The sequence below is a fragment of the Methylobacterium sp. J-048 genome, assembly GCF_022829515.1.
Taxonomy (GTDB): Bacteria; Pseudomonadota; Alphaproteobacteria; order Rhizobiales; family Beijerinckiaceae; genus Methylobacterium.
In genome coordinates, this window is record NZ_JAKSYL010000153.1 from 30100 (window position 1) to 54034 (window position 23935).

Here is a 23935-nt window from a genome sequence, read left to right on the forward strand (position 1 = left end):
GAGGAGGATGCCGCGATGAAGACCCTGCTCGTTCCCGTCGCGATGCACGACGGCCTGACCTCCGTGTTCGAGACGACCCGGCTCGCGGCGTCCCGCTTCGGCAGCCTGATCGAGGGCGTGTCCCTGCGCCCGGCGCTCGCCGAGTACGTCCCCGTCGACATGGTCGGCGGCATGACCTGGCTGCGCGACGAGGAGGCCGACCGGGCCGAGGCCGAGGAGGCCGGCAGCCGCTTCGTCGCCTTCATGGACGGGGCCGGGATCCCGCGGCACGCCCGCGACGGCCTGTGCATCCCCGAGAAGGTGGCGGATGCCGGCCCGCGCTACCGCTGGCGGCAGGACGTGCCCACCGGCGACGCGTTCCTCGGCCAGTATGCCCGGCTGTTCTCGGCCACCGTGGTCGGGCGCCCGGGGACCACCGATAACGCTCCGCGCATGACCACCTTCGAGACCGCCCTGTTCGAGGGCGGCCGCCCGATCCTGCTCGCCCCCCCGTCCACCCCGGCGACGCTAGGCGATGCGATCCTGATCGCCTGGAATGGCTCCACCGAGACCGCCCGGGCGGTGGCCTTCGCCATGCCGTTCCTGCGCCGGGCCGAGCGGGTGCTTGTGCTCAGCGTCGAGGGCGGCATGGTCCCGGGGCCGAGTGCCCAGGACCTCGCCCAGGCGCTGGCCTGCGAGGGCGTCGCCGCCTCGCACCGCGCCCTCCCGGCCGGCCGGCGCGCCCCGGGCGAGACCTTTTTGGCGGAAGCCAAGGCGTTCGGCTGCGATCTGCTGATCAAGGGAGCCTACACCCAGAGCCGCCTGCGCCAGATGATTTTCGGCGGCGTCACCAGCCACGTGCTGGCCCATGCCGACATGCCGGTGCTGCTGGCGCATTGATTGGATCCGGAACCGCCGCGCGCGCCTGGCGTTCGGCCAGCGCAGCCGGACCAGGATCCCCGTGACGACAGCCTTGACCCGCTTCCTCCTCGCTTCCTTGCTGGCCGTCTCGGCGGTGACTACCGCGTGGGCGCAGCCGACCACCGCCCGGTTCCGCGGCATCGTGGACTGGGCCGAGGCCGACCGCATCCAGATCCGCCGCCCCGGCGGCAGCACCCTCACCTTGCGGATGAACCCGCGGACCCGCGTCTTCGCGGTGACCGAGGCGGCTTTGCGTAACATCAAGCCCGAGAGCTACGTCAGCGTGCTGGCCACCCCCGGGGCCGAGCCGCTGCGGGCCAAGGCGGTGACATTGTATTCCCCCTCCGAGCGCGGCTTCGAGGCCGGGACGCAGCCCTGGGATACCGATCCGGGCGCGACCTTCACGGCGGGCTGGGTCGCCGACCTGAGGGGCGGCCGTCCGCTCCGGCTGACGCTGGGTTTTGGCGGCGGGCAGGCAAGTTTCGAGATCCCGGCCGGGACCCCGGTCACCGCGATCGCCCCCGGCGAAAAAGCCCTGCTCGAGCCCGGCGCGGCCGTCACCCTGTTCACCCAGTCCGGGCCGGACGGCGCGCTCTCGGTCGGCACGATCGCGGTGGGTCGTCAGGGCGCCGTGCCGTCCTTCTGACGAGGCCGGGCCATGACCGATGTTGCGGCATCGCTCCGGGCATCGGGAGGCGCGCGGCGGCGCAAGCTGCGCTACATCGTCTGTCCATGACCGAATCTGCCTTTGCCCTGGATCCACGCCTGGCTGCCGATACCGTCGAGGTGGGCGACCTCGCCCTGTGCCGCGTGCTGCTGATGGACGATGCCCGGTTCCCCTGGCTGATCCTGGTGCCGCGTCGCCCGGATGTCTCCGAGATCACCGACCTGTCGGAGGCCGACGCCGCGGATCTGTGGCGGGAGACCCGCATCGCCGCCGGGGTGATGCAGGCGCTATCGAAGCCCGACAAAGTCAATGTCGGGGCGCTGGGCAACGTCGTGGCACAGCTCCACGTCCACGTGGTCGGCCGCTTCCGCTCCGACCCGGCCTGGCCGGGCCCGGTCTGGGGCTTCGAGACGCGAAAGCCCTACCCGTTCCATGCCCGCGCCCAGCTGATCGAGCGCGCCGGTGCCCTGTTCTCCGCGGCCTGAACCCGAATGACCGATCCCCGCGATACCCTCGGCTTCGTCCGCAACCGCCTCGACCGGCACTCGGCCGAGCAGCCCGAGGAGGCGGTGCCCCTGTTCGATGCGCCGGACGCGCGCCTCGTCCTGATCTGCGGCGACCGGATCGTGCTGCGCGGGCCGACCGCGCTGATCTCCCCCGCCGACGCGCCTGAGCTTTCCGGGCACCGGATCTTTTTGGGCCACCGGGACGGAAGGCCGGTCTTCGCCGCGTCCGCCCCGGCCGAGGCCGCGGAGGGGTTTTCGGATGCCGAGGCACGCACCCTCGATCTGCGCGCCATCGCCACCGAATCCGCCGTCGAGGCCGAGGAGCTGGGCCTTCTCGCCGTGGCCAAGTCGATGCTCGACTGGCACGCCCGCCACGGCTTCTGCCCCAATTGCGGCACCGCCACCGTGGCGAAGGCCGGCGGCTTCCGGCGGGAATGCCCGTCCTGCAACGCCCACCACTTCCCCCGGGTCGACCCGGTGGTGATCATGCTGGTGCGCCGGGGCGAGACCTGCCTGCTTGGCCGCGGCCCGCATTTCCGGCCGCACATGTATTCCTGCCTCGCCGGCTTCCTGGAACCGGGCGAGACCATCGAGGACGCGGTGCGCCGTGAGGTGTTCGAGGAGACGCGGATCCGGGTCGGCGCGGTCACCTACCGGACCTCCCAGCCCTGGCCGTTCCCGTCCTCGCTGATGCTCGGCTGCGCCGCCGAGGCCCTCGACGGCACCATCGTGACCGATCCCACCGAGCTGGAGGACGCCCGCTGGTTCGACCGCGCGGACGTTTCCGCCATGCTGGCCGGGACCCATCCCGAGGGCATCCAGGCCCCGCCGCCCATGGCGATCGCCAACTACCTGATGCGCGCCTTCGTGGCCGGCGAGACCTGAACGTGTCGCGCGGGTCTAGCCCTTACCGCCGGCCTGCCGGCTCGGGTCGTCGGCGGGGTTGATGTAGTTCAGCCCGAACGGGCCGGAGCCGTTGACCTGCAGTTCCACCGGTTCGTCGGTGGTCCAGAGGGAATGGGGCATGTCCTCCGGCAGGTAGACGAAGCCGCCGGCCTTCAGCGCCGCGCCCTTGGCCTTGTCGAGCGTCCGCCCGTGCTCGTGGTAGATCGAGCCCGACAGGATCGTCAGCGTCTCCGGCTTGGAATGCGTGTGCGGCGCGATCACCGTGTTGGCCGGAAACTTCAGCCGCAGCACGAACGGCCCTGGTTTGGCCGGATCCCCGGCGACCCGGCTGATCTGCGTGCCCTTGGGCAGGTTCGCCGGCCCCGGCTCGTAGACGACCGACGCCCCGTCAGGCTTCACCACCATCCCCGGCGCGTCGTTGTCCGCAGCCAGCGCTGGTCCGATCGCGATCAGCAGAGCCCCGCCGGCAAGCCAAGAACGTTTTTCCATGGAGTGCCTCCCAGATCCCGCGAGTGTCTTTCGCCTCCGCCGGCTTTTTCTGGTGCTGGCTTGGCGGTTTCCTAGGTGGGGGCGCCGGCGCGGATCGTCGCGGGTTTGTGTGGCTGCCGCTTCAGCCTTTCGGAGACCGCGGGCCGATCGACGGCGGTCAGCGTTTTTGAGCTGTCCGGTACACGTCATCCCGACTGCGCTTGCCCACAGCGACCACCGTCACCGTGATCGCTGCATCACTGACTTGGTAGACCAAGCGATAGCCGGAGGCGCGCAGCTTGATCTTGTAGCACCGCTTCAGCTCCGCGCCGTGCAATCTGTCGGCTGGGACGTGTGGCGTCTCCAGACGCTCGGCGAGCTTGGTTTTGAACTGCTGGCGAATCGTATCGCCGAGCTTGCGCCATTCCTTCAGGGCAGAGGGAAGGAATTGCAGCTCATAAGTCATCCAAGGTGACCTTGACCGGCACCTCGTTGGACCGTGCCTGGATCAATGCTGCCAACTCGGCGTCGTCGATCAACTCCATCATCGCCTCGTAGGCGGCTGGAGGGACCATGTAGGCCATGACGCGGTTGTGGTTGAGGATCGCGACGGTCTCGCCCTGCGCCTCGCTCAACACGCCGGCAGGACTCTTCTTCAGATCCGACACGCTCACGGCAACGTTCGCCAACACGGTCTGCATCTCGAGCTCCGAAGGGTTCCGTTCTGGCGAGAGAATTCAATACCGCTTTCGGTACCGAATTTCGACCTGACGAACGATAGCTCGCTGCCTCAGATCGCCACCCGCTCCGGCGCCGCCTCGACCGGCACCGCGGCCCGCATCTCGGAGAACGCCTCGCCCACCATCAGCAGCGCCGGCCCGTCGAGGCCGGCGGCCTCGACATGATCGGCGAGGTCGGCGGCGGTGCCGCGCAGCGAGGCTTGGTTAGGGCGGCTGACGTTGAAGACCAGCAGCGCCGGGGTCGTGGGGGCCAGCCCCTCTTCCACCGCCCGGGCCAGCAGCGCCCTCAAGGTCCGCTTGGGCATGTAGACCACCGTGGTCACGCTCGGATCGGCGAGCGCCCCCCAGTTCAGATCGTCCGGCAGGGCGCCGCGGCGGTCGTGGCCGGTGACGAATTGCAGGCGGCGGGCGGCGTCGCGATGGGTCAGCGACAGGCCCAGCGCCGCCGCCGCCCCCTGCGCAGCCGAAATGCCCGGCACGACGGTCACGGGAATTCCCGCGGCCCGGCAGGCCTCGATCTCCTCGCCGGCCCGGCCGAACACCAGCGGGTCGCCGGATTTCAGCCGCACCACCTGCTTGCCGGTGCGGGCGAGCTGCACCATCAGGGCGTTGATGTCGTCCTGGCGGCAGGATGGGCCGTGGCCGGTCTTGCCCACCAGCATGGTCCGCGCCTCGCGGCGGGCATAATCCAGGATCTCGGGGGCGACGAGGTCGTCGTACAGGATCACGTCGGCGTTGCGCAGCGCCCGCAGGGCCTTGAGGGTGAGGAGTTCGGCGTCGCCCGGGCCGGCGCCGACCAGCGTCACCGCACCGCCCTTTGGCGCCGCCTCGGTCTCGCCGAGCAGCTCGGCGAGGTCTTGCTGCGTCGGCGCCCGGTCGGGCTCCGCGAAGGCCCGGTCGGTGAAGCGCTCCCAGAAGCTGCGCCGCTCCGCGAACCCATGGAATCGGGCGGTGACGCCGTCCCGCCAATCGCGCGCGGCCCCGACCCAGCGGGCGAACCCGCGGGGCAGCATCGCCTCGATCCGGGCGCGCACGGTCTGGCCGAAGACCGGGGCGGCGCCCTCCGTGGAGATGCCGACCACCAGCGGCGAGCGGTTGACGATGGCGCCGAATTTCACGTCGCAGAGATGCGGCCGGTCGACCGCGTTGACGATCGCCCCGGCCCCGCGGGCGGCCACGACGAAGGCGACGCAATCGGCCTCGTCCTCCATGGCGCCGATGCAGAAGGCCGCGCCCCAGAGGTCGTCCGGCGTCCAGGCGCGCTCGTGCAGATCGACGCGGCCGTCGACGATCTCGCCCGGCACCGCACGGAGTTCCTCGCTGGGCTGAGGCGTGTAGACATCGACATGGGCGCCGGCCGCGGCCAGGACCTTCACCTTCCACGGCGCCCCGCCCGAGGAGCCCGCCAGCACCACCCGCTTGCCGCGCAGGGGCACGAACACCGGCAGCACCGCCAGCGGCTCGAGGCCGGCGGATTGGGTCTCGCGGGGCGCGCGGGCTGCGCGCAAGGGGGCCTGTGTCTCGGTCACGAATCTGTCCTGGGTCGTCCCTGTCGGCCGTCCCATACAGACCCCTCATCCTGAGTTGCCCGGCGATCGAAGATCGCAGGGCCTCGAAGGAGATCTCCAGGGATCGCGGGGCTGGCTGGAGGGCTCCTTCGAGGCGGCTTCGCCGCACCTCAGGATGAGGATGCGGATGGGATAGGCCGGTCCGTCCTCACGTCGACATCATATCAGAAAATCACGCGGCGCGGGCGGTCTCCCCCGTCAGCATCTTGCGGATCTCCGGGATGCAGGATCCGCAATTCGTGCCCGCCTTGCAGGCGGCGCCCACTGCCTCGACTGACCCCGCCCCCGCTCCGATCGTGGCGGCGATCACGTCAGCGCCGACGCCGTGGCAGGCGCAGACCACCGGACCGGCCGAGGCGGTGGCGGCGCGGCCCGACAGCAGCGCCCGCCGTTCGGCCGCCTCGGGCTCCTCGATGGCGAACAAGGCCTTGGCCGCCTCCCAGTCGGGGCGGGCCTCCGCGGGGGCGTAGGCGAGGCAGGCGACGAGTCGCGCGCCGTCATAGACGGCGCAGCGGTAGCGGTCGCGGGCGTGGTCGGCATATTCGGCCAGCTCGAAGCCGGCGAGCGCGTCGCTCTGGATCAGCCCGCGCACCAGCAGCGCCACGGCGCTGGAACTCGCCGCCGTGGCGAATTGCACACCCCAGCCGCCGGTGATCGACGCCCGCGCCCACCACCAGCCCTCCGGCAGCGCCACCTGCCGGCGCGACAGCAGGAAGCCCCGGGCCCGGTAGGCGACCGGCTCCAGGGCGGCCGGGGTCGCCTTCAGCTCGGGCTGGCCCGAGACCGGATCCGGCACGCCGCGCACCAGGGCGCCGACCCGGGCCTTCGACGCGTAGGCGCTGCCCCAGTGCATCGGCATGAACAGGCCGCCCGGCACCACGGTGTCGGTGATCATCACCTCGAGCTCGGCCTCGCCGTGCTCGGTGCGCAGACGCGCGATGCCGCCCTCGGTCAGGCCGAGCCCGGCTGCGTCATCCGGATGCACCTCGACGAACGGCACGGCGCGGTGCGCCGAGAGCCGCTGGCTCTTCCCGGTCCGGGTCATCGTGTGCCAGTGGTCGCGCACCCGGCCGGTGTTGAGCACGAACGGGAAGTCGTCCGAGACCACCTGCGCCAGGCCCGGCGGCTGCACCGCCACGAAGCGGGCGCGTCGGTCGAAGGTGTAGAACCGGCCGTCGCCGAACAGCCGCGCCTTGCCCTGCGGCGCGCCCTTCGGGCCGGAGCGCTTCGGGATCGGCCATTGCACCGGCAGGTTGATGTCGTAGGCGGCGTCGCTGAGGTCGGTGAGCGCGCCGAGGTCGAAGTCGCGGGTGCCGTTGTTCTCGTAGGCCGAGAGCCCGGCATGTTCGCGGAACACCGCCGCCGCGGAGTCGAACGCGAAGGCCCGGCCGTGGCCGAGCCGGCGGCCGACCTCGGACAGCACCGCCCAGTCCGCTCGCGCCTCGCCGGGGGCGGCCAGGAACCGGCGCTGCCGGGAGATCCGCCGCTCGGAATTGGTGACCGTGCCGTCCTTCTCGCCCCAGCCGAGTGCCGGCAGCAGCACCGTGGTCTTGCCCAGGCCCAGCACCGTGTCGGAATCGGCCATCACCTCGGAGACGACGTAGAGGTCGAGCCCTTGGAGCGCGTCGCGGATCCGATCGGCCTGCGGCATCGAGACCAGCGGGTTGGTGCCCATCACCCACAGGGCCTTGATCTTGCCCCGGGCGACCGCCTCGAACAGGGCCACGGCCTTCATGCCTTCGCCGGTGACGATCCGGGGCGCACCCCAGAACCGGCGGACCCGGTCCACCTCCTCGGGGGCGAAGTGCATGTGCGCGGCCAGCATGTTGGCGAGCCCGCCGACCTCGCGGCCGCCCATGGCGTTGGGCTGGCCGGTGAGGGAGAACGGCCCCATCCCGGTCTCGCCGATGCGGCCGGTGATCAGGTGGCAATTGATGATGCTGTTGCCCTTGTCGGTCCCTTGCGCCGACTGGTTCACGCCCTGCGAGAAGGCAGTGACCACCCGGCGGGTGCCGGCGAACAGGTCGTAGAAGGCGGCGATGTCGGATGCCGGCACGCCGGTCGTGGCGGCGACCGCGGCCAGGTCCGGCCCGATGAGGCGGGCCCGGTCGAGGGCAGCGTCGAGCCCGGCGGTGTGGGAATCCACGAAGGCCCGGTCGCGGAAGCCGTTATCGGCGAGGTACACGAGCAGCCCGGAGAACAAAGCCACGTCGCTGCCGGGCCGGATGCCGAGGAACAGGTCGGCTTCCTGGCCGGTCTGGGTCCGGCGCGGGTCGATCACCACGAACTTGGTGCCGCGCCGGGTCTTGGCGTCGGCCATGCGCCGGAACAGGATCGGGTGGCACCAGGCGGTGTTGGACCCGACCATCACGATCAGGTCGGCCTCGTCGAGATCCTCGTAGCAGCCCGGCACCGTGTCGGAGCCGAAGGCGCGGCGGTGGGCCGCCACCGCGCTCGACATGCACAGCCGCGAGTTGGTGTCGACGTGCGGCGTGCCGATGAAGCCCTTCGCCAGCTTGTTGGCGACGTAATAATCCTCGGTGAGGAGTTGCCCCGACAGGTAGAAGGCGATCGAGTCCGGCCCGTGCGCCTCGGCCACCGCGCGGAGTTTATCCGAGACGGTGGCGAGCGCTACGTCCCACGAGGCCCGCACGCCGTCGACCTCCGGGTGGAGCAGGCGGTTTTCCAGCGACAGGGTCTCGCCCAGCGCCGAGCCCTTGGAGCACAGCCGGCCGAAATTGGCCGGATGCTCGGTGTCGCCCGCGATCGCCGCGCCCCCGGCCCCGTCCGGGGTCGCGAGCACGCCGCACCCGACCCCGCAATAGGGGCAGGTCGTCCGCACCGTCGGGTCTGCCACGGACAGGGTCATGGCTGGGTCCTCGAAAGTCTTTTGTTCGACATCCGCCGCAAGAGGCGAGCCGCGCTCGCTGTCATCCGACTGCGAGTGGTTCGTCCCCGTTACCGGATGGGGCGCGGGTCCCCTCTCCCGTGCGGGAGAGGGACAGGGTGAGGGATGCGACCTCTCCGGAGAGACCTGACCCCTCACCCCAACCCTCTCCCGCACGGGAGAGGGGGCGCGTCGCGCTCCGCATGAACCGCGGTGTGACCACCGTGGTTCGCACGGAGAGGGCGCAGCTCAATACACGTCGGCCTGGTAGCGGCCGGTCTTCCTGAGCGCGGCCAAGTAGGCGACCGCATCCTCGGGGCTCTTGCCGCCGTGGCTGGCCGCCACGTCGATGATCGCCCGCTCCACGTCCTTGGCCATGCGCTTGGCATCGCCGCAGACGTAGAAATGCGCGCCGCCTTCGAGCCACTTCCACAAATCGGCGCCGTTCTCGCGCATCCGGTCCTGGACGTAGGTCTTCTCGCTGCCGTCCCGGGACCAGGCGAGCGACAGGCGGGTCAGGATCTTGTCGTCCTTCAGCTTGTTCAGCTCGTCCTTGTAGAAGAAGTCCGTCGCCTGGCGCTGGTGGCCGTAGAACAGCCAGTTGCGGCCGGGCGCCTGGGTCGCGGCCCGCTCGCGCAGGAAGGACCGGAACGGCGCGATGCCGGTGCCGGGGCCGCACATGATCACGTCCTTGGACAGGTCCGCCGGCAGGGCGAAGCCGTGGGCCTTCTGCAGGTAGATCTTCACGTGGGTCTGCTCGGGCAGGCGCTCGCCGAGATGGGTCGAGGCGACGCCCAGCCGCAGCCGCGAGCGGTGGTTGTAGCGCACCGCATCGACGGTCAGGGACACGATCCCGGTATCCATCTTCGGCGAGGACGAGATCGAGTAGAGCCGCGGCTGCAGCTCGTCGAGGGCCTCCAAAAAGACCTCCGCGTCCGGCCGGGCGCCGGGGAACTTGTGCAGGGCGCCGAGCACGTCGAGATAGGCGGCATCGCCGTCCGGGTCCTCGCCGGACGCCAGAGCCTGCGCCTTCTTGCGGGCCGCGCCCGAGGTGAGCAGCGACAGCAGCTGGTAGAGGTTGTCCGGCGCGGCGCCAAGCGCGTAGTCCTTGAGCAGGTGGTCGCGCAGGGTCTTGGTCTCGATGATCCGCTCGGGCCGGGCGCCGAGCTCGGCGATCACCGCGTCGACCAGGGCCGGGGCGTTGGCCGGGAACAAGCCGAGCGAATCGCCGGCTTCGTAGGTGATCGGCGTGCCGTCGAGCCCGATCTCGATGTGCCAGGTCTCCTTCTCGCCGCCCGGATCGTTGAGGCGGCGGCGGGACAGGAACAGGGCCTCGACCGGGTTCTCGCGGCAGAAGCCCAGGGGGCCGAGATCGGCCGCCGGCTTCGGCGCGTCGTCCTCGGCCTTGGCGGCGGCTGGCACGCCGGAAGAGGCGCCGAACTCCTCGTCCAGCTTCTTGAGCATGCGCAAGGTCTCTTTGCCGCCGGGCTGGCAAAGATTCAGGCGCTCCTCGTTCTTCAGGAAGATCGCGTTGGCGTAGTCGGCGCAGTTGTAGCCGCACTGGCCGCAATCCTGCTGGGCCATGGCGGCCATCAGCTTCTGCGGTTCGGGCCGGTCCTGGGCCATCGCCATCCGGTCGCCGATCGGCACCGAGGGGTCGTGCCAGGGCGCGTCGTCGTTGTCGGCGAGCTTGGGGCCGCCGGGGGGCGCCTCGCCCAGCGCGAGGGCGGTGGCTCCGGTCACGGCAGGACCGAGCAAAGCCGCGAAGTAGCCCGAGAGCCACGAGCGCTGGTCGGCGTCGAAGGGCGCGGTCTCGGGGATCAGGACGAGGGGGGGCGCGACGTGCTCACTCATGCTGCGGCCTTCAGGGCTGGCTGTTCCTCGGCGGCGTCCCGCAGGGCTTCGGCGCCGGTGCGGGCGGTGAAGGACTGGAAGCTCTCGTCCGGGCTTTCCCGGCGGGCCAGGTAGGTGCGCAGCAGCGCCTCGACGCGGAACGGCGCGTCCTCGGCCTTCACGGCCTTCCAGATCTCGGTGCCGATCTTCGGGTTCTCGGCGAAGCCGCCGCCGACCACGATGTCGTAGCCTTCGACGGTGTCGCCCTCCTCGGAGACGACCACCTTGGCGCCGATCAGCCCGATATCGCCGATGTAGTGCTGGGCGCAGGAATGGTGGCAGCCGGTGAGGTGGACGTTCACCGGCACGTCGAGCTCGGTGACGGTGCGCTCGACATGGTCGGCGATGATCAGCGCGTGGCCCTTGGTGTCGGAGGCGGCGAACTTGCAGCCCCGGGCGCCGGTGCAGGCGACGAGGCCGGAGCGGATGCCGGCCGCCTTGATGGTCAGGCCGAGTTCAAGAACGCGGCTCTCGACCTCCGCCACCCGCGCATCGGGGATCCCCGAAAAAATAAAATTTTGCCAGACGGTGAGGCGGATCTGGCCGTCGCCGCAGTCGCGGGCGATCTCGGCCAGCGCCCGGACCTGGTCGCTGGTCATCTTGCCCACCGGCAGGACAACGCCGATCCAGTTGAGGCCGGGCTGCTTCTGGGCGTGGACGCCGACATGGGCGAACCGGTCGGTGGGCCGGCGCGGCGCGACATGGGCCGGATCGACCCGGTCGAGCTTGCGGCCGAGCTTGTCCTCGACGGCGGCGAGGTACTTGTCGAAGCCCCAGGCGTCGAGGACGTACTTCATCCGGCTCTTGTTGCGGTTGGTCCGGTCGCCGTTCTCGATGAACACCCGGATGATCGCGTCCGCGACCGCGTTGCAATCCTCGGGCTTGAGCACGATGCCGGTGTCGCGGGCGAGGTCCCGGTGGCCCGAGATGCCGCCGAGCACGAGGCGCATCCACACGCCCGGCGCCACCGCGGCCCCGTCCAGCACCTCGATCGCCTGGAAGCCGATGTCGTTGGTCTCCTCCAGGGTCGGCATGACGCCGCCGCCGTCGAAGGCGACGTTGAACTTGCGCGGCAGGCCGTAGAGCGAGCGGTCGTTGATGATCCAGTTGTTCCAGGATTTCGCCAGCGGGCGGGTGTCCAGCAATTCCTGGGCATCGATGCCGGCGGTGGACGAGCCGGTGACGTTGCGGATGTTATCGGCCCCGGAACCGCGCGCCGTGAGGCCGATATCGACCAGCCCGTCGAGGAACGGCTGGGCGTGCTCGGGGCCGATCTCGCGCACCTGGAGATTGGCCCGGGTCGTTACGTGGACGTAGCCGCCACCATGCTGGTCGGCGAGGTCGGCGACGCCTGCGAACTGCCAATGGTGCAGGATCCCATTGGGGATCCGCAGCCGGGCCATGTAGCTGACCTGGTTCGGGGCGACCCAGAACAGGCCGTGGTAGCGCCAGCGGAAATTGTCTTCGGGCTTGGGCTGCTTGCCGGCGGCGGCCTCCGCGATCAGCCGGTTATGGCTGTCGAACGGGCTCTCGGCGCGCTTCCACTTCTCCTGCTCGCAGAGCTTGCCGCCGTCCTTGACGGTCTTGTCCTGCGCCTTGATGTGGATCGCGTCCGGCCCGGTGGGCTCGGCTGGCGCGGCCGGGCCCTGCCCGATCGTTAAGCCGCCGGTCAGGCGGGCCGCGGCGACGCCCGAGGCGAAGCCTTCGAGGTAGCGCTTCTGCTCGGGATTGAAGCCGTCCGGGGCGGTCTGTGTGGTGGTCTCGGCCATCTGCGCCTCCCTACCTAAGCAGCCAATTGCTCGGGCGCCGGGCGCCCGAACATCAAATCATCGAGATTCTCGACCGGATCGCCGGAGCGGATCAGGCCCTTGCACGCGCCCTGCTCGGCGATGTCGCCGACGAACACGGCACCGATCAGCTTGCCCTCCCGCACCAGCAGCTTGCGGTAGAGGCCGGCGCCGGGATCGGAGAGGACGATCGCCTCCGCATCCTCGGGGGTGTCCACGAGGCCAGCCGAGAACACCGGCAGGCCCGAGACCTTGAGGCTGGTGGCGAGCGAGGTGCCGGCATAGGCGGCATTGTGGCCGGCGAGGTGCCGGGCCAGGGTGTCGGCCTGCTCGTAGGCCGGCTCGACCAGCCCGTAGATCAGACCGCGATGCTCGGCGCATTCGCCGAGCGCGAAGACGCGGGAATCCGAAGTGGTCATCCGGTCGTCGACCTTGATGCCGCGGCCGATCTCCAGCCCGGCCCCCTGGGCCAAAGCCACCGAGGGGCGCACGCCCACCGACATCACCACGAGGTCGGCCGGGAGCACGGTTCCGTCGGCCAGGACGAGGCGCTCGACCTTGCCGTCGCCCTCGACCCGGGCGGTGTCGGCCTTCAGCAACACCCGGACGCCGCGCGCCTCCATGGCGCGCTTCACCAGACCGGCGGCGTGGTGATCGAGCTGGCGCTCCATCAGCCGGTCCATGACGTGGAGCAGGGTGGTGTCGACCCCCAGCCGCGCCAAGCCGACCGCGGCTTCGAGCCCGAGCAGGCCGCCGCCGATCACGATCGTCCTGGCGTGCTGCACGGCGGCCTTGCGGATCGCCGCCACGTCGGCGAGGTCGCGGAACGTGATGACCCCGGGGAGGTCCATGCCGGGCTTCGGTAGCCGGATCGGCAGGGAGCCGACGGCGAGGACCAGCTTGTCGAAGGGCAGGACATGGGTCTCGCCGACCAGGACGAGGCCGTTCTCGCGGTCGATCTGGGTGACCGGGGCGCCGGTGATGAGGCGGATGCCGTGGCCGGCGTACCAGTCGAGGCCGCGGAACTCGCAGGCCGCCTCGTCAACTTCGCCGCCGAGCAGCGAGGAGAGCAGGACCCGGTTATAGGCGGCCTTCGGCTCGGCGCCGACGCAGGTGACGTCGAAGCGGCCGGGCGACCCTTCGGTCAGGCGTTCGAGGAATCGGAGCGAGGCCATGCCGTTGCCGACGACGACGAGCCTCTCGCGCGGAAGGCCGGTCTCGGCGCGCGCATCGTGTACGCTGGTGTCCATAGGGGATGTCGCCATCTCTGGATCGCGTCTGGAACCTCGATTGCAGGATCGTCGGCGGACCGCCCACGAAAAAGCCGCTGCCGGTCATTCCCCGGGGCAGGCTTCTGCCTCAGGAGAACCGGATCAGCGGCCTCGCTGACGGCGCTGCCCGTCGTCGTTGACGGACGCGGTGACACGTGCAGATCCCGTGCCAGGCACGGTGATTACTTATAAGTTATTCCAAATGTTAATTAAATGACGGTGGCCTGACGGGATGAGCTTGCCCGCAGCCCGAGCGCCGCACTGCACAAAAAGCAGGCTGGTGGTCGCTTAAACGATCAGCGCGGTCGGTAAGGGGAGGATATCCGGCCGCTGTTCGGATCGGAGGCCGAGCGCAGAGGGATCGCTTCACGCCGACACGGCGAGGCGATCCCATGATGCGAATAGGTTCGGAGATTGCGTGCTGCCCGAAGTCGCTACGCTGCGCCCGCAACGATGCAGGGGCTGCAGCCGACGCTCGGTCTTCGGATCCGATACCTGAACCAGATCAGATCAGCGTCGAGAGCATCGCCAGCAGGCCGAGCGTCGGCATGGCGCCAGCCACCAGGACCCAATACCAGGAGGGGACACCGCCTTGACGGCGGTTGTCGTTGCTGGCGCGCGGGGCCTTGGCGCCGCGGCGAACATAGCGTCGAAGCTCGACCCGCCTGGGCGGATGCGATGTCGACGAGTCGGTATCGAGTTTACGGCATCCGGGCATGGCGAGGACGTAACGGCCGAGACTCGGCAACGTTCCGTGCTCTGACGCCTCGACGCGACCGGCAAATGACGAAAGGGCCGGTTTGTCTGACGGGTCTCAGACCGTCAGAGCGGCCTGGTAGAGATCGGGCCTGTAGACGGCGCTCGCGGCTTCTTCGGACAGGTTACCCGCCGGGATCTGATGCGACGCATGCATCTGTGCGACAAGCCAGCGGGCGGCTTCCGGTCGCGGCTCCTGTACGCTCGCGCCAAGGTCGAGACGTCCCGGCATCGGCCGGGTGGTGCCGGCTGCGTCGAGGATCGCCTCGCCGTCGAAGGCCCGGCCGATCAGGCCGGCATCCAGGTCGAGATAGGTCCGGTGCGCCAGGCGATGGATCAGATCCGCGTGGTTGGCCGGGTCGGCGCACCATTGGCCGGCCCGCGCCACCGCCCGGACCAGGGGCAGCGTCGCGCCGTCGAGCCGCGCGGAGACGGCCAGCACCTTCTCGGGGGCGTCGGGTGTCAGCTCGCAGCTGAGCGCCGCGATCCGCCCGTGGCCCGCCGCCACGGCCACGTCGTTCCAGGGAGCGCCGGCGCAGTAGCCGTCGACCAGGCCGCGGGCCAGGGCCTCGACGCTGTGCTGGGGTGGGACCACGACGGTGCGGAAGGCCGACGGATCGAGGCCGCCGGCTTCGGCGAACAGCCGCAGCTGGTAGCTGTGGCAGGAGAACGGATGCACGGTCCCCAGCGTCAGCGGCCGGCCCGTGTCCCGGCGCTCGGCCGCCACCCGGGCGAAGGCGCGGGCCACGTCGGCCAGGGCCTCGCTCGCCGGTTCCATCGCGGCCCAGAGCGCGCGGGACACCGTGATGGCGTTGCCGTTGGCGCTGAGCTGCAGCGGCACGACGATGTCGGAGGGCGGCCCGGACAGGGCGAGCCGGCTGGCCAGGGCCAGGGGCGCCAGCATGTGTGCGCCGTCGAGATGCCCGAGGGCGAGGCGGTCGCGCAGGGTCGCCCAGGACGGCTCGGCCGAGAGGTCGAGGTCCAGCCCCTCGGCCCGGGCGAAGCCGAATTCGTGCGCCGCGATCAGCGGCGCGGCATCGCAGAGGGGGACGTAGCCGAGCTGGAGCCTCATCCGAGCAGATCCGCCGTGGTGACGATGGCCCGGGCGATGTCGGCGATCTTGCGCTTCTCGTTCATCGCCTTGCGCCGCAATTGCTTGTAGGCCTCGTCCTCGGTCAGCCCCTTCAGGTTCATCAGGATGCCCTTGGCGCGCTCGATCAGCTTGCGGTCGGCGAGCTCGCTGCGGGCCTCCGACAACTCCCGCTGGAGCCGCGCAAAGGCGTTGAAGCGCAGGATCGCGATGTCCAGGATCGACTTGATCCGCTCCGCCCGCAGCCCGTCCACCACGTAGGCCGAGATTCCGGCATCGACCGCCGCCTGCATCATGGTCGTGTCCGACCGGTCGACGAACATCGCCACCGGCCGCTCGACCTGCCGAGAGACTCCCGACATCTGCTCCAGGATGTCCCGGCTCGGGCTTTCCAGGTGGATCACCACCACGTCGGGCTTGAGGGCGGTCACCCGCTCCAGCAGATCGGCGGTGTCGGGGATCACCACGATCCGGCCGATGCCGGCGGCGCGCAGGCCCTCCTCCAGGATCGCCGCGCGGGCGCGGCTTGGGTCGATCACGGCGACGGTGAGATTGGATTCGGTCATCGGGGCCCGGTCGGGGCGGGTCTTCTCGTGGGGGGCGGCCCGGTTCGGCCGCCATCGGATAAGCAAGGCGTATGCCCCGCGAGCGGCGGCGGCGTTACCGGCGCGCAAACAAACGGTCCAGCTTCCGCCGCAATGCTGGGGGCATTCTGCCGATCTCGAAACTATCGCGGGGATCGGTGAAACGGATGCGCAGGCCAGACCAGCTTGCCCTGACGGACACCGCCTCCGGGCGCGTGTCGATGCCGTTCCTGCCGACTTTGGTGGTGGTGGCGATGCTGGGCGTCGCCTCGCTCTACTGTCCGTCCTCGCAACCGACGCCGCCGGAGGCCCACGCCGCTCTGAGCGTGCCCGAGGCGCCCTCGCCCACCGCCTTCGTCAAGGACGCGCCGGTCACGGCTCCGGTCCGCCGCCCAGCGGCCCTGGCCTTTGCCGAAGCCTATCCGCTCAGCCCGCCCGCCGCTTCGCCGCCTGCCCGGCCGACGCTCGCCGGGCGTGCGGGTCCGCACATCGCGGCCGTGGGCCGGCACCCGTGCCCGGGTCGCCGCTGCCCGGAGACGCCGCAACGCGTGACCGATCCCCTTGCCGCCGGCCGCGCCGAGACGGCCGAGTCCGACGAGGCCGGGCTGTTGCCGCCGGCCGCGCTGCCGTTTGCCGCGTCGGTGGTCGAGACGCTGGCGCCTGCCGCCCGCGCCGTCGGCGATGCGGCCAGCCTGATGCGCGATGGCGCGGCGGCCGTGCAGGGTTCCGTCGCCCTGGTGGTGGCCGACTGCCTGCGCTGAGCCGCCCACCGCGATCCGGCATCGCACCTGGTCGGGACTAGCGCCCCCTGGACCTCGCAACCGGGCGTCCTAGGTGCGTTGCAGCGGATGGCCGGGGCACCTGGCCTCGCCGGAGCCGGGGCCGAATGGCTGCACGCATCGAGGATTACGCGCTGGTCGGCGATTGCCGCAGCGCCGCGTTGATCAGCCGGCAGGGCAGCGTCGATTGGCTGTGCTGGCCGCGCTTCGACGCCGCCGCGCTGTTCACGAGCCTGCTCGGCACCGAGGCGCACGGCTTCTGGAAGATCTTCCCCGAAGCCGAACACGTCGAGACCAGCTGGGCCTACCGCCCGGGAAGCCTGGTGCTGGAGACCCGGCACAAGACCCGGCTGGGCGAGGTCCTGGTCACGGATTTCATGCCGGTCGGCGACGGTTCGCATCTGGTGCGCTTGGTCGAGGGCGTGCACGGGCGGGTCGCCATGCGGATGGAGATGGCGGTCCGGTTCGATTACGGCTCTGCGGTGCCGTGGGTCTCGCGCTCGGAGCTGGGCGACCTGCGCGCCGTCTCCGGGCCGCACAAGGTCGTGCTGCGCACCGATGTCCACCTGAAGGGCTCGGACACGCAGACGACGGTGTCCGAGTTCACCGTCCATGCCGGCGAGCGCCACCGATTCGTGTTGAGCTACGGTGCCTCGCACGAGGACGATCCGACCTCGCTCGAGCCGCGCAAGAGCCTCGAGGAAACCGACCAATCCTGGCGCGAATGGTCGGCGCGCTGTGCCGGCGGCACGGCCTGGGACCGGATGCTGCAGCGTTCGCTCCTGACCCTGAAGGCGCTGATCTACGAACCCACCGGCGGCATCGTCGCCGCGCCGACCGCCTCCCTGCCCGAGGGGCTCGGCGGCGCGCGCAACTGGGATTACCGCTTCTGCTGGCTGCGCGACTCGACCCTGACTCTCATCGCCCTGATGGATGCCGGCTATATCGACGAGGCGCGCAACTGGCTGGGCTGGCTGCTGCGCGCGGTGGCAGGCAACCCGGAACAGGCGCATATCCTCTACGGCATCGGCGGCGAGCGCCTGCTGCCGGAGATCGAGCTCGACTGGCTGCCCGGCTACGAGAACTCGAAGCCGGTGCGGATCGGCAACGCCGCGGCCTCGCAGTTCCAGATCGACGTCTACGGCGAATTGTTCGACGCGCTCTACCAGGCCCATGCCCGCGGCCTGCCGGTGAGCAAGGACGGCCTGCGGGTCGGGCTGGCGATCCTCGGCCACCTGGAAACGGCATGGCGCAAACCCGACGAGGGCATCTGGGAGGTGCGCGGCGGCTCGCGCCACTTCACCCATTCGAAGGTGATGGCCTGGGTCGCGTTCGACCGGGCCTTGCGCATGCACGCGATGCACGAATCCGGCGCCACCGAGGAGCAGGCCGTGCGCTGGCGCGTCCTCCGGGACGAGATCCACGCGGAGGTCTGCGCCAAGGGCTTCGATCCCGACCTCAACAGCTTCGTCCAGTCCTACGGATCGAAGGCGCTGGACGCGAGCCTGCTGCTCATCGCCCATACCGGCTTCCTGCCGCAGGACGATCCCCGGGTGGTCGGCACCGTCGAGGCGATCGGCAAAGGACTGATGCGCAACGGCTTCATCCTCCGCTACGAGACCGAGGGCCAGACCACCGACGGCCTGTCCGGCAACGAGGGCGCCTTCCTGCCCTGTACGTTCTGGTACGCCGACAACCTGATCGGCCTCGGCCGCCGGGACGAGGCCCGGGCGATCATCGAGCGCCTGATCGGCATCTGCACCGATCTCGGCCTCGTCAGCGAGGAATACGATGTGCAAGCCAAGCGTCTTGTGGGTAACTTCCCCCAGGCGTTCACCCATGTCGCGCTCGTCAACACGCTCCTCAGCTATACGCGCGGCGAAGGGCCGGCGGATCGGCAGGGTGGTAAGGCCAACGGAGCCCCTCCCGCCGTCCTTCGGCAGCGTGAAGCCGACAAGCGGCACGCAAGAGGCGAACTGGAAGACGCGACATCATGAGCGGCGCTGACACTCCCGCCAAGGCGGGCTTCGCTGAGATCGATACGCTCAGCATCAACACCATCCGGACGCTCGCGATCGACGCGGTGCAGAAGGCCAATTCCGGCCATGCCGGCGCGCCGATGGCCCTGGCCCCGGTCGCCTACACGTTGTGGAACCACTACCTCCGCTACGATCCGGCCCATCCGCACTGGCCGAACCGCGACCGGTTCGTGCTGTCCTGCGGCCATGCGTCGATGCTGCTCTACGCGCTGCTGCACCTCGCCAACGTCGCCGAGGGCGACGGCGGCAATGCGCCGGCGGTGACGCTCGAAGACATCAAGAAATTCCGGCAGCTCGACAGCCGGACCCCGGGGCATCCCGAGTACCATTTCACCACCGGCGTCGAGACCACCACCGGCCCCCTCGGCCAGGGCGTGGCCAACTCGGTCGGCATGGCGATTGGCGGCCGATTCCTCGGCGCGCGTCTTAACCGGCCCGAGCTGCCGCTGTTCGACTACAACGTCTACGCGATCTGCTCGGACGGCGACCTGATGGAAGGCGTGGCCTCCGAGGCCGCCTCGCTGGCCGGCCATCTGCGGCTCGGCAACCTCTGCTGGATCTACGACGACAACACCGTCACCATCGAGGGCCACACCGAACTCGCCTTCGGCGAAGAGGTCGCGACCCGGTTCCTCGCCTATGGCTGGCAGGTGCTGCGGGTGGCCGACGCCAACGACCTGCAGGCGCTGGCTGGCTCGCTCGAGACCTTCCTCGCCACCAACGACCGGCCGACCCTGATCGTCGTGAAGTCGGTGATCGGCTACGGCGCGCCGAAGAAGCAGGGCACCTCGAAGGCGCATTCGGACGCGCTGGGCGAGGACGAGGTCAAGGGCGCCAAGCGCGCCTATGGCTGGCCCGAGGACGCGCAGTTCCTGGTCCCGGACGGCGTGCACGAGAACTTCCGCGATGGCATCGGCCAGCGCGGCGCTGCCCTGTACGATTCCTGGCAGGACCTGCTCGCCAAGGCCCGGGCGGCCGATGCCGACCACGCCGAGGATCTCGCCGCCCTGCTGGAAGGGCGCCTGCCCGACGGCTGGGACAAGGACATCCCGGTCTTCGAGCCCGACGCCAAGGGCATCGCGACCCGGGAATCCTCCGGCAAGGTGCTCAACGCCATCGCGCAGCACGTGCCGTTCATGCTCGGCGGCTCGGCCGATCTGGCGCCGTCCAACAAGTCGAACCTCACCTTCGAGGGGGCGGGCTCGCTCGGGCCGTTCTCGCCGGGCGGCCGCAACCTGCATTTCGGCGTGCGCGAGCATGCGATGGGCTCGATCGTGAACGGTCTCGGCCTGTCGGGCCTGCGGGCCTACGGCGCGACCTTCCTGGTGTTTGCCGACTACATGCGCCCGCCGATCCGGCTCGCCTCGCTGATGGAGCTGCCGATCTTCCACATCTTCACCCACGATTCGATCGGCGTGGGCGAGGATGGGCCGACCCACCAGCCGGTGGAGCAGCTGCTGTCGCTCCGCTGCATCCCGGGCCTCGTCACCCTGCGCCCGGCCGACGCCAACGAGGTTGCCGAGGCCTACCGGGTGATCTTCTCGCTGAAGGATCAGCCGTCCGTGCTGGCCCTCTCCCGCCAGCCGCTGCCGACCCTCGACCGCACCAAGTACGGCGCGGCCGCCGGCACCGCCAAGGGCGCCTACATCCTGGGCGATTGCGACGGCACCCCGGAGGTGATCCTGATCGGCACCGGGTCCGAGGTACAGCTCTGCGTCGGCGCCTACGAGGCGCTGAAGGCCGAGGGCGTGAAGGCCCGGGTGGTCTCGATGCCGTCCTGGGATCTGTTCGAGCGGCAGGACGAGGCCTACCGGCATTCGGTCCTGCCCCCCGCCGTCAAGGCACGCGTCACCGTCGAGCAGGGCAGCATGATCGGCTGGGATCGCTACGCCGGCACCGAGGGCACGGTGATCGGCATGGACACCTTCGGCGCCTCCGCCCCGATCAAGGATCTCCAGACCAAGTTCGGCTTTACCCCCGACAAGGTGCTGGAAGCCGCCCGGGCGCAGCTCGCCAAGCACAAGCGATAAAGCGTGTCCCCTCCCCCTTGCGGGGAGGGGCCAGGGGTGGGGGTGGTTCAGAAGGAACCGCCGAGCCTCATCCGGCACCACCCCCACCTCCAACTTCTCCCCGCAAGGGGGAGGAGAGCAGGGCGTGATCAGGGAAGGACGAGGAACCGACATGAACGCGCTCAAGGCCCTGCACGACGAACAGGATCAGGCGGTTTGGCTGGACTTCGTGGCCCGGGGCTTCGTCCAGAAGGGTGAGCTGAAGCGCCTCGTCGAGGCGGACGGCCTGCGCGGGGTCACGTCCAACCCGTCGATCTTCGAGAAGGCGATCGGCCATTCGGACGAGTACGATGCCAGCCTGAAGGCCGTTCAGGAGACCGGCGACAGCCGCGTGATCGACCTCTACGAGGGCCTGGCCATCGCCGACATCCAGGCGGCCGCCGACGTGCTTCGCCCGGTCTACGAGGCGAGCGACGGCGCGGACGGCTACGTCAGCCTCGAAGTGTCGCCCTACCTGGCGCTCGACATCGAGGCGACGCTCCACGAGGCAAGGCGCCTGCACAAGGCGGTTGCCCGCGACAACCTGATGGTGAAGGTGCCGGCCACCCCCGAGGGCATCCCGGCGATCCGCCAGCTCACGGCCGAGGGCATCTCGATCAACGTGACGCTCCTGTTCTCGCAGGAGGCCTACGAGGCGGTGGCCCGCGCCTTCATCGACGGGCTCGACGAACGGGCCAAGGCCGGCCACGACGTGTCGAAGGTCGCGAGCGTCGCGAGCTTCTTCATCAGCCGGATCGACGTGCTGGTCGACAAGCTGCTCGACGAGAAGATCGCCCAGGCCAACGACCCCGACGAGAAGGCGGCGCTCGGCCAGCTCAAGGGCAAGGTCGCGATCGCCAACGCCAAGCTGGCTTACCAGCGCTACCGCAAGATTTTTTCTGAGGCGAAGTGGACGGCCCTGGCCGAGAAGGGCGCCAAGGCGCAGCGGCTGCTCTGGGCCTCCACGGGGGTGAAGAACAAGGCCTATTCCGACGTGCTCTATGTCGAGGAGCTGATCGGGCCGAACACCGTCAACACCATGCCGCCCGCGACCATGGACGCGTTCCGCGACCACGGCACAGTGCGGGCGACGATCGAGGAGGACGTGCCGGGCGCCGAGGCCGTCATGGCCCGCCTCGCCCGCGCCGGCATCGACATCGAGACGGTCGCCGAGCAGCTGGTGAAGGAGGGCGTGCAGCTCTTCATCGACGCCGCCGACAACCTGCTCGGCGCGGTCGCCGGCAAGCGCGCCGCGCTGCTGGGCCAGCGCCTCGACGGCCAGAGCCTGGTGATGGACGACAGCCTCGCCGCGGAGGCGAAGAAGACCGTCGAGGCCTGGCGGGCGAGCGGCGCCATCCGCCGCCTCTGGGCCGGAGACGCAACCGTCTGGTCCGGCCACGACGAGGCGAGCTGGCTCGGCTGGCTGCACATCGTCGAGGAGGAACTCGAGAAGGCCGCCGACTACGCTGCCTTCTCCGACTGGGTGAAGCAGCAGGGCTTCACCGATGCGGTGGTACTGGGCATGGGCGGCTCCAGCCTGGGACCCGAGGTGCTGAGCCTGACCTACGGCCAGCGCGAGGGATTTCCGAAGCTCCAGATCCTCGATTCGACCCATCCGGATCAGGTGCGTGCCCTGGAGGCGAGCATCGATCTCGGCCGGACCCTGTTCATCGTCTCGTCCAAGTCCGGCTCGACACTGGAGCCGAACGTTTTTCGCGACTACTTCCTGGGGCGGGTCAAGGAGACGCTGGGCGACCGGGCGGGCGATCACTTCGTCGCCGTGACCGACCCGGGCTCGGACATGGAGCGCGCCGCGCAATCCGACCGGTTCAAAAAAATCTTCTACGGCGTGAAGCAGATCGGCGGGCGCTACTCGGTGCTGTCGGCCTTCGGGCTGGTGCCGGCCGCGGCCCTCGGCCTCGACGTGAAGGCGCTGCTGGAGACGGCCCGGATCATGGTCCGATCCTGCGGGCCGGTGGTGCCGCCCGCCCAGAACCCTGGCGTGCTGCTCGGCACCGCCATGGGCGCGGCGGGACTCGCCGGCCGCGACAAGGTCACGATCATCGCCTCGCCGGGCATCGACAGCTTCGGCGCCTGGGCCGAGCAGCTCATCGCCGAATCGACCGGCAAGCAGGGCAAGGGCTTGGTGCCGGTGGACGGCGAACCGGTGAGCGTCCCGGCGGTCTACGGCCGCGACCGGTTCTTCATCTATCTCCGCCTCGACGGACATGCCGAGGAGGCGCAGGACGAAGCCCTGCGCGCTTTGGAACGCGACGGCCACCCGATCGCCCGCATTTCCCTCGATTCGGTCGAGCAGCTGCCGCAGGAATTCTACCGCCTGGAGATGGCCACCGCGGTGGCCGGCGCGGTGCTCGGCATCAATCCGTTCGACCAGCCCGATGTCGAGGCCAGCAAGATCGAGACGAAAAAGCTGTTCTCGGAGGCCGAGCGCGACGGCGCCCTCCCCGCGGAGACGCCGCTGTTCGAGGACGAGTCCATCGCCCTCTACGCCGACCCGAAGAACGCCGAGGCCCTGCCCCAGGCGTCCGACGGCCTGGAGGCGGCGCTCAAGGCGCAGGTCGCCCGGCTGAAGGACGGCGATTATCTCGGGCTGCTGGCCTATGTCCCGCGCGACCCGAAGGCCGCCGGGATCCTGCAAGAGGCGCGGATCGCCGTGCGCGACGCCCGCAAGGTCGCGACCTGCCTGGAATTCGGGCCGCGGTTCCTGCACTCCACCGGCCAGGCCTACAAGGGCGGCCCGGATACCGGCGTGTTCCTGCAGATCACCTCGGCGCCGACCGAGGACCTGCCGATCCCCGGCCGGACCCTCGGCTTCGCCACCGTGGTGGCCGCCCAGGCCCGGGGCGACTTTGCGGTGCTGGCCGAGCGCGGCCGCCGGGCGCTCCGGGTCCACATCAAGGGCGACCTCGACGCCGGGCTGAAGCGGATCGCGGCGGCGTTGAAGGCGGCCGTGGCTTAGGCGCCGGCTCTCTCCTCCCCTTGCGGGGAGGAGCCGGAGGTGGGGGTGCTTCCGGATGATGCTCAG

General features: G+C 70.1%; 19 protein-coding genes. 8 read left to right on the forward strand and 11 right to left on the reverse strand.

Features of this window, described 5'->3' with window-relative positions; all coding sequences use genetic code 11:
* Positions 1 to 15 precede the first annotated feature (15 nt).
* The 4 genes from MKL09_RS15005 to nudC all read left to right on the forward strand — a co-directional run bounded on the left by MKL09_RS15005 (position 16) and on the right by nudC (position 2958).
* Complete coding sequence (locus MKL09_RS15005; protein ID WP_244021290.1) at positions 16 to 879, forward strand: universal stress protein; 864 nt, start codon at positions 16 to 18, stop codon at positions 877 to 879.
* Positions 880 to 940: 61 nt separating this feature from the next.
* Positions 941 to 1546: a hypothetical protein gene (locus MKL09_RS15010; protein ID WP_244021291.1), complete on the forward strand. Its 606-nt coding sequence runs from the start codon at positions 941 to 943 to the stop codon at positions 1544 to 1546.
* A gap of 86 nt (positions 1547 to 1632) precedes the next feature.
* On the forward strand, positions 1633 to 2052 hold the full coding sequence (locus tag MKL09_RS15015; protein ID WP_244021293.1) for an HIT domain-containing protein: 420 nt from the start codon (positions 1633 to 1635) through the stop codon (positions 2050 to 2052).
* Between the two features lie 6 nt (positions 2053 to 2058).
* Complete coding sequence (nudC, locus tag MKL09_RS15020; RefSeq protein WP_244021295.1) at positions 2059 to 2958, forward strand: NAD(+) diphosphatase; 900 nt, start codon at positions 2059 to 2061, stop codon at positions 2956 to 2958.
* Between the two features lie 15 nt (positions 2959 to 2973).
* Here nudC and MKL09_RS15025 read toward each other — a convergent pair whose 3' ends face one another.
* From MKL09_RS15025 to MKL09_RS15075, 11 genes are all read right to left on the reverse strand, one after another.
* Positions 2974 to 3468, reverse strand: a complete 495-nt coding sequence (locus tag MKL09_RS15025) for a cupin domain-containing protein (protein ID WP_244021297.1) — start codon at positions 3466 to 3468, stop codon at positions 2974 to 2976.
* 157 nt (positions 3469 to 3625) lie between these two features.
* Positions 3626 to 3913, reverse strand: coding sequence for a type II toxin-antitoxin system RelE family toxin (locus MKL09_RS15030; protein WP_244021299.1), 288 nt, complete (start codon positions 3911 to 3913; stop codon positions 3626 to 3628).
* Positions 3903 to 4148, reverse strand: coding sequence for a type II toxin-antitoxin system Phd/YefM family antitoxin (locus MKL09_RS15035; protein WP_244021301.1), 246 nt, complete (start codon positions 4146 to 4148; stop codon positions 3903 to 3905). Before MKL09_RS15035 ends, MKL09_RS15030 begins: the two co-directional genes overlap by 11 nt.
* 89 nt (positions 4149 to 4237) lie before the next feature.
* Complete coding sequence (cysG, locus tag MKL09_RS15040) at positions 4238 to 5716, reverse strand: siroheme synthase CysG (RefSeq protein ID WP_409566933.1); 1479 nt, start codon at positions 5714 to 5716, stop codon at positions 4238 to 4240.
* A gap of 211 nt (positions 5717 to 5927) precedes the next feature.
* On the reverse strand, positions 5928 to 8624 hold the full coding sequence (locus MKL09_RS15045; protein WP_244021303.1) for a nitrate reductase: 2697 nt from the start codon (positions 8622 to 8624) through the stop codon (positions 5928 to 5930).
* 267 nt (positions 8625 to 8891) lie between these two features.
* Positions 8892 to 10496 (reverse strand): sulfite reductase subunit alpha, encoded by a 1605-nt coding sequence (locus tag MKL09_RS15050; RefSeq protein ID WP_244021305.1) that lies wholly within the window; start codon positions 10494 to 10496, stop codon positions 8892 to 8894.
* A complete protein-coding gene (locus MKL09_RS15055) occupies positions 10493 to 12304 on the reverse strand; it encodes a NirA family protein (RefSeq protein ID WP_244021314.1) in 1812 nt (603 codons plus the stop codon). Before MKL09_RS15055 ends, MKL09_RS15050 begins: the two co-directional genes overlap by 4 nt.
* A gap of 14 nt (positions 12305 to 12318) precedes the next feature.
* On the reverse strand, positions 12319 to 13587 hold the full coding sequence (locus tag MKL09_RS15060) for an NAD(P)/FAD-dependent oxidoreductase (protein ID WP_244021316.1): 1269 nt from the start codon (positions 13585 to 13587) through the stop codon (positions 12319 to 12321).
* 511 nt (positions 13588 to 14098) lie between these two features.
* Complete coding sequence (locus tag MKL09_RS15065) at positions 14099 to 14341, reverse strand: hypothetical protein (RefSeq protein ID WP_244021317.1); 243 nt, start codon at positions 14339 to 14341, stop codon at positions 14099 to 14101.
* 66 nt (positions 14342 to 14407) lie between these two features.
* Positions 14408 to 15421 carry a CmpA/NrtA family ABC transporter substrate-binding protein gene (locus MKL09_RS15070; RefSeq protein WP_244021319.1) on the reverse strand — a complete coding sequence of 338 codons (1014 nt, stop codon included), beginning with the start codon at positions 15419 to 15421 and terminating at the stop codon, positions 14408 to 14410.
* Entirely contained in the window at positions 15418 to 16005 is a 588-nt protein-coding gene (locus tag MKL09_RS15075) for an ANTAR domain-containing response regulator (protein WP_244021320.1), read from the reverse strand. Before MKL09_RS15075 ends, MKL09_RS15070 begins: the two co-directional genes overlap by 4 nt.
* Positions 16006 to 16190: 185 nt before the next feature.
* Between MKL09_RS15075 and MKL09_RS15080 the strand changes: the two genes are divergently transcribed.
* The 4 genes from MKL09_RS15080 (at position 16191) to MKL09_RS15095 (ending at position 23869) form a co-directional block, all read left to right on the forward strand.
* Complete coding sequence (locus tag MKL09_RS15080; protein ID WP_244021321.1) at positions 16191 to 16784, forward strand: hypothetical protein; 594 nt, start codon at positions 16191 to 16193, stop codon at positions 16782 to 16784.
* A gap of 125 nt (positions 16785 to 16909) precedes the next feature.
* Positions 16910 to 18799 carry a glycoside hydrolase family 15 protein gene (locus MKL09_RS15085; RefSeq protein ID WP_244021322.1) on the forward strand — a complete coding sequence of 630 codons (1890 nt, stop codon included), beginning with the start codon at positions 16910 to 16912 and terminating at the stop codon, positions 18797 to 18799.
* Positions 18796 to 20871, forward strand: coding sequence for a transketolase (tkt, locus tag MKL09_RS15090; RefSeq protein WP_244021325.1), 2076 nt, complete (start codon positions 18796 to 18798; stop codon positions 20869 to 20871). The genes MKL09_RS15085 and tkt overlap by 4 nt, the downstream gene beginning before the upstream one ends.
* Before the next feature lie 151 nt (positions 20872 to 21022).
* Positions 21023 to 23869: a bifunctional transaldolase/phosoglucose isomerase gene (locus MKL09_RS15095; RefSeq protein WP_244021327.1), complete on the forward strand. Its 2847-nt coding sequence runs from the start codon at positions 21023 to 21025 to the stop codon at positions 23867 to 23869.
* The last annotated feature ends 66 nt before the right edge of the window (positions 23870 to 23935 follow it).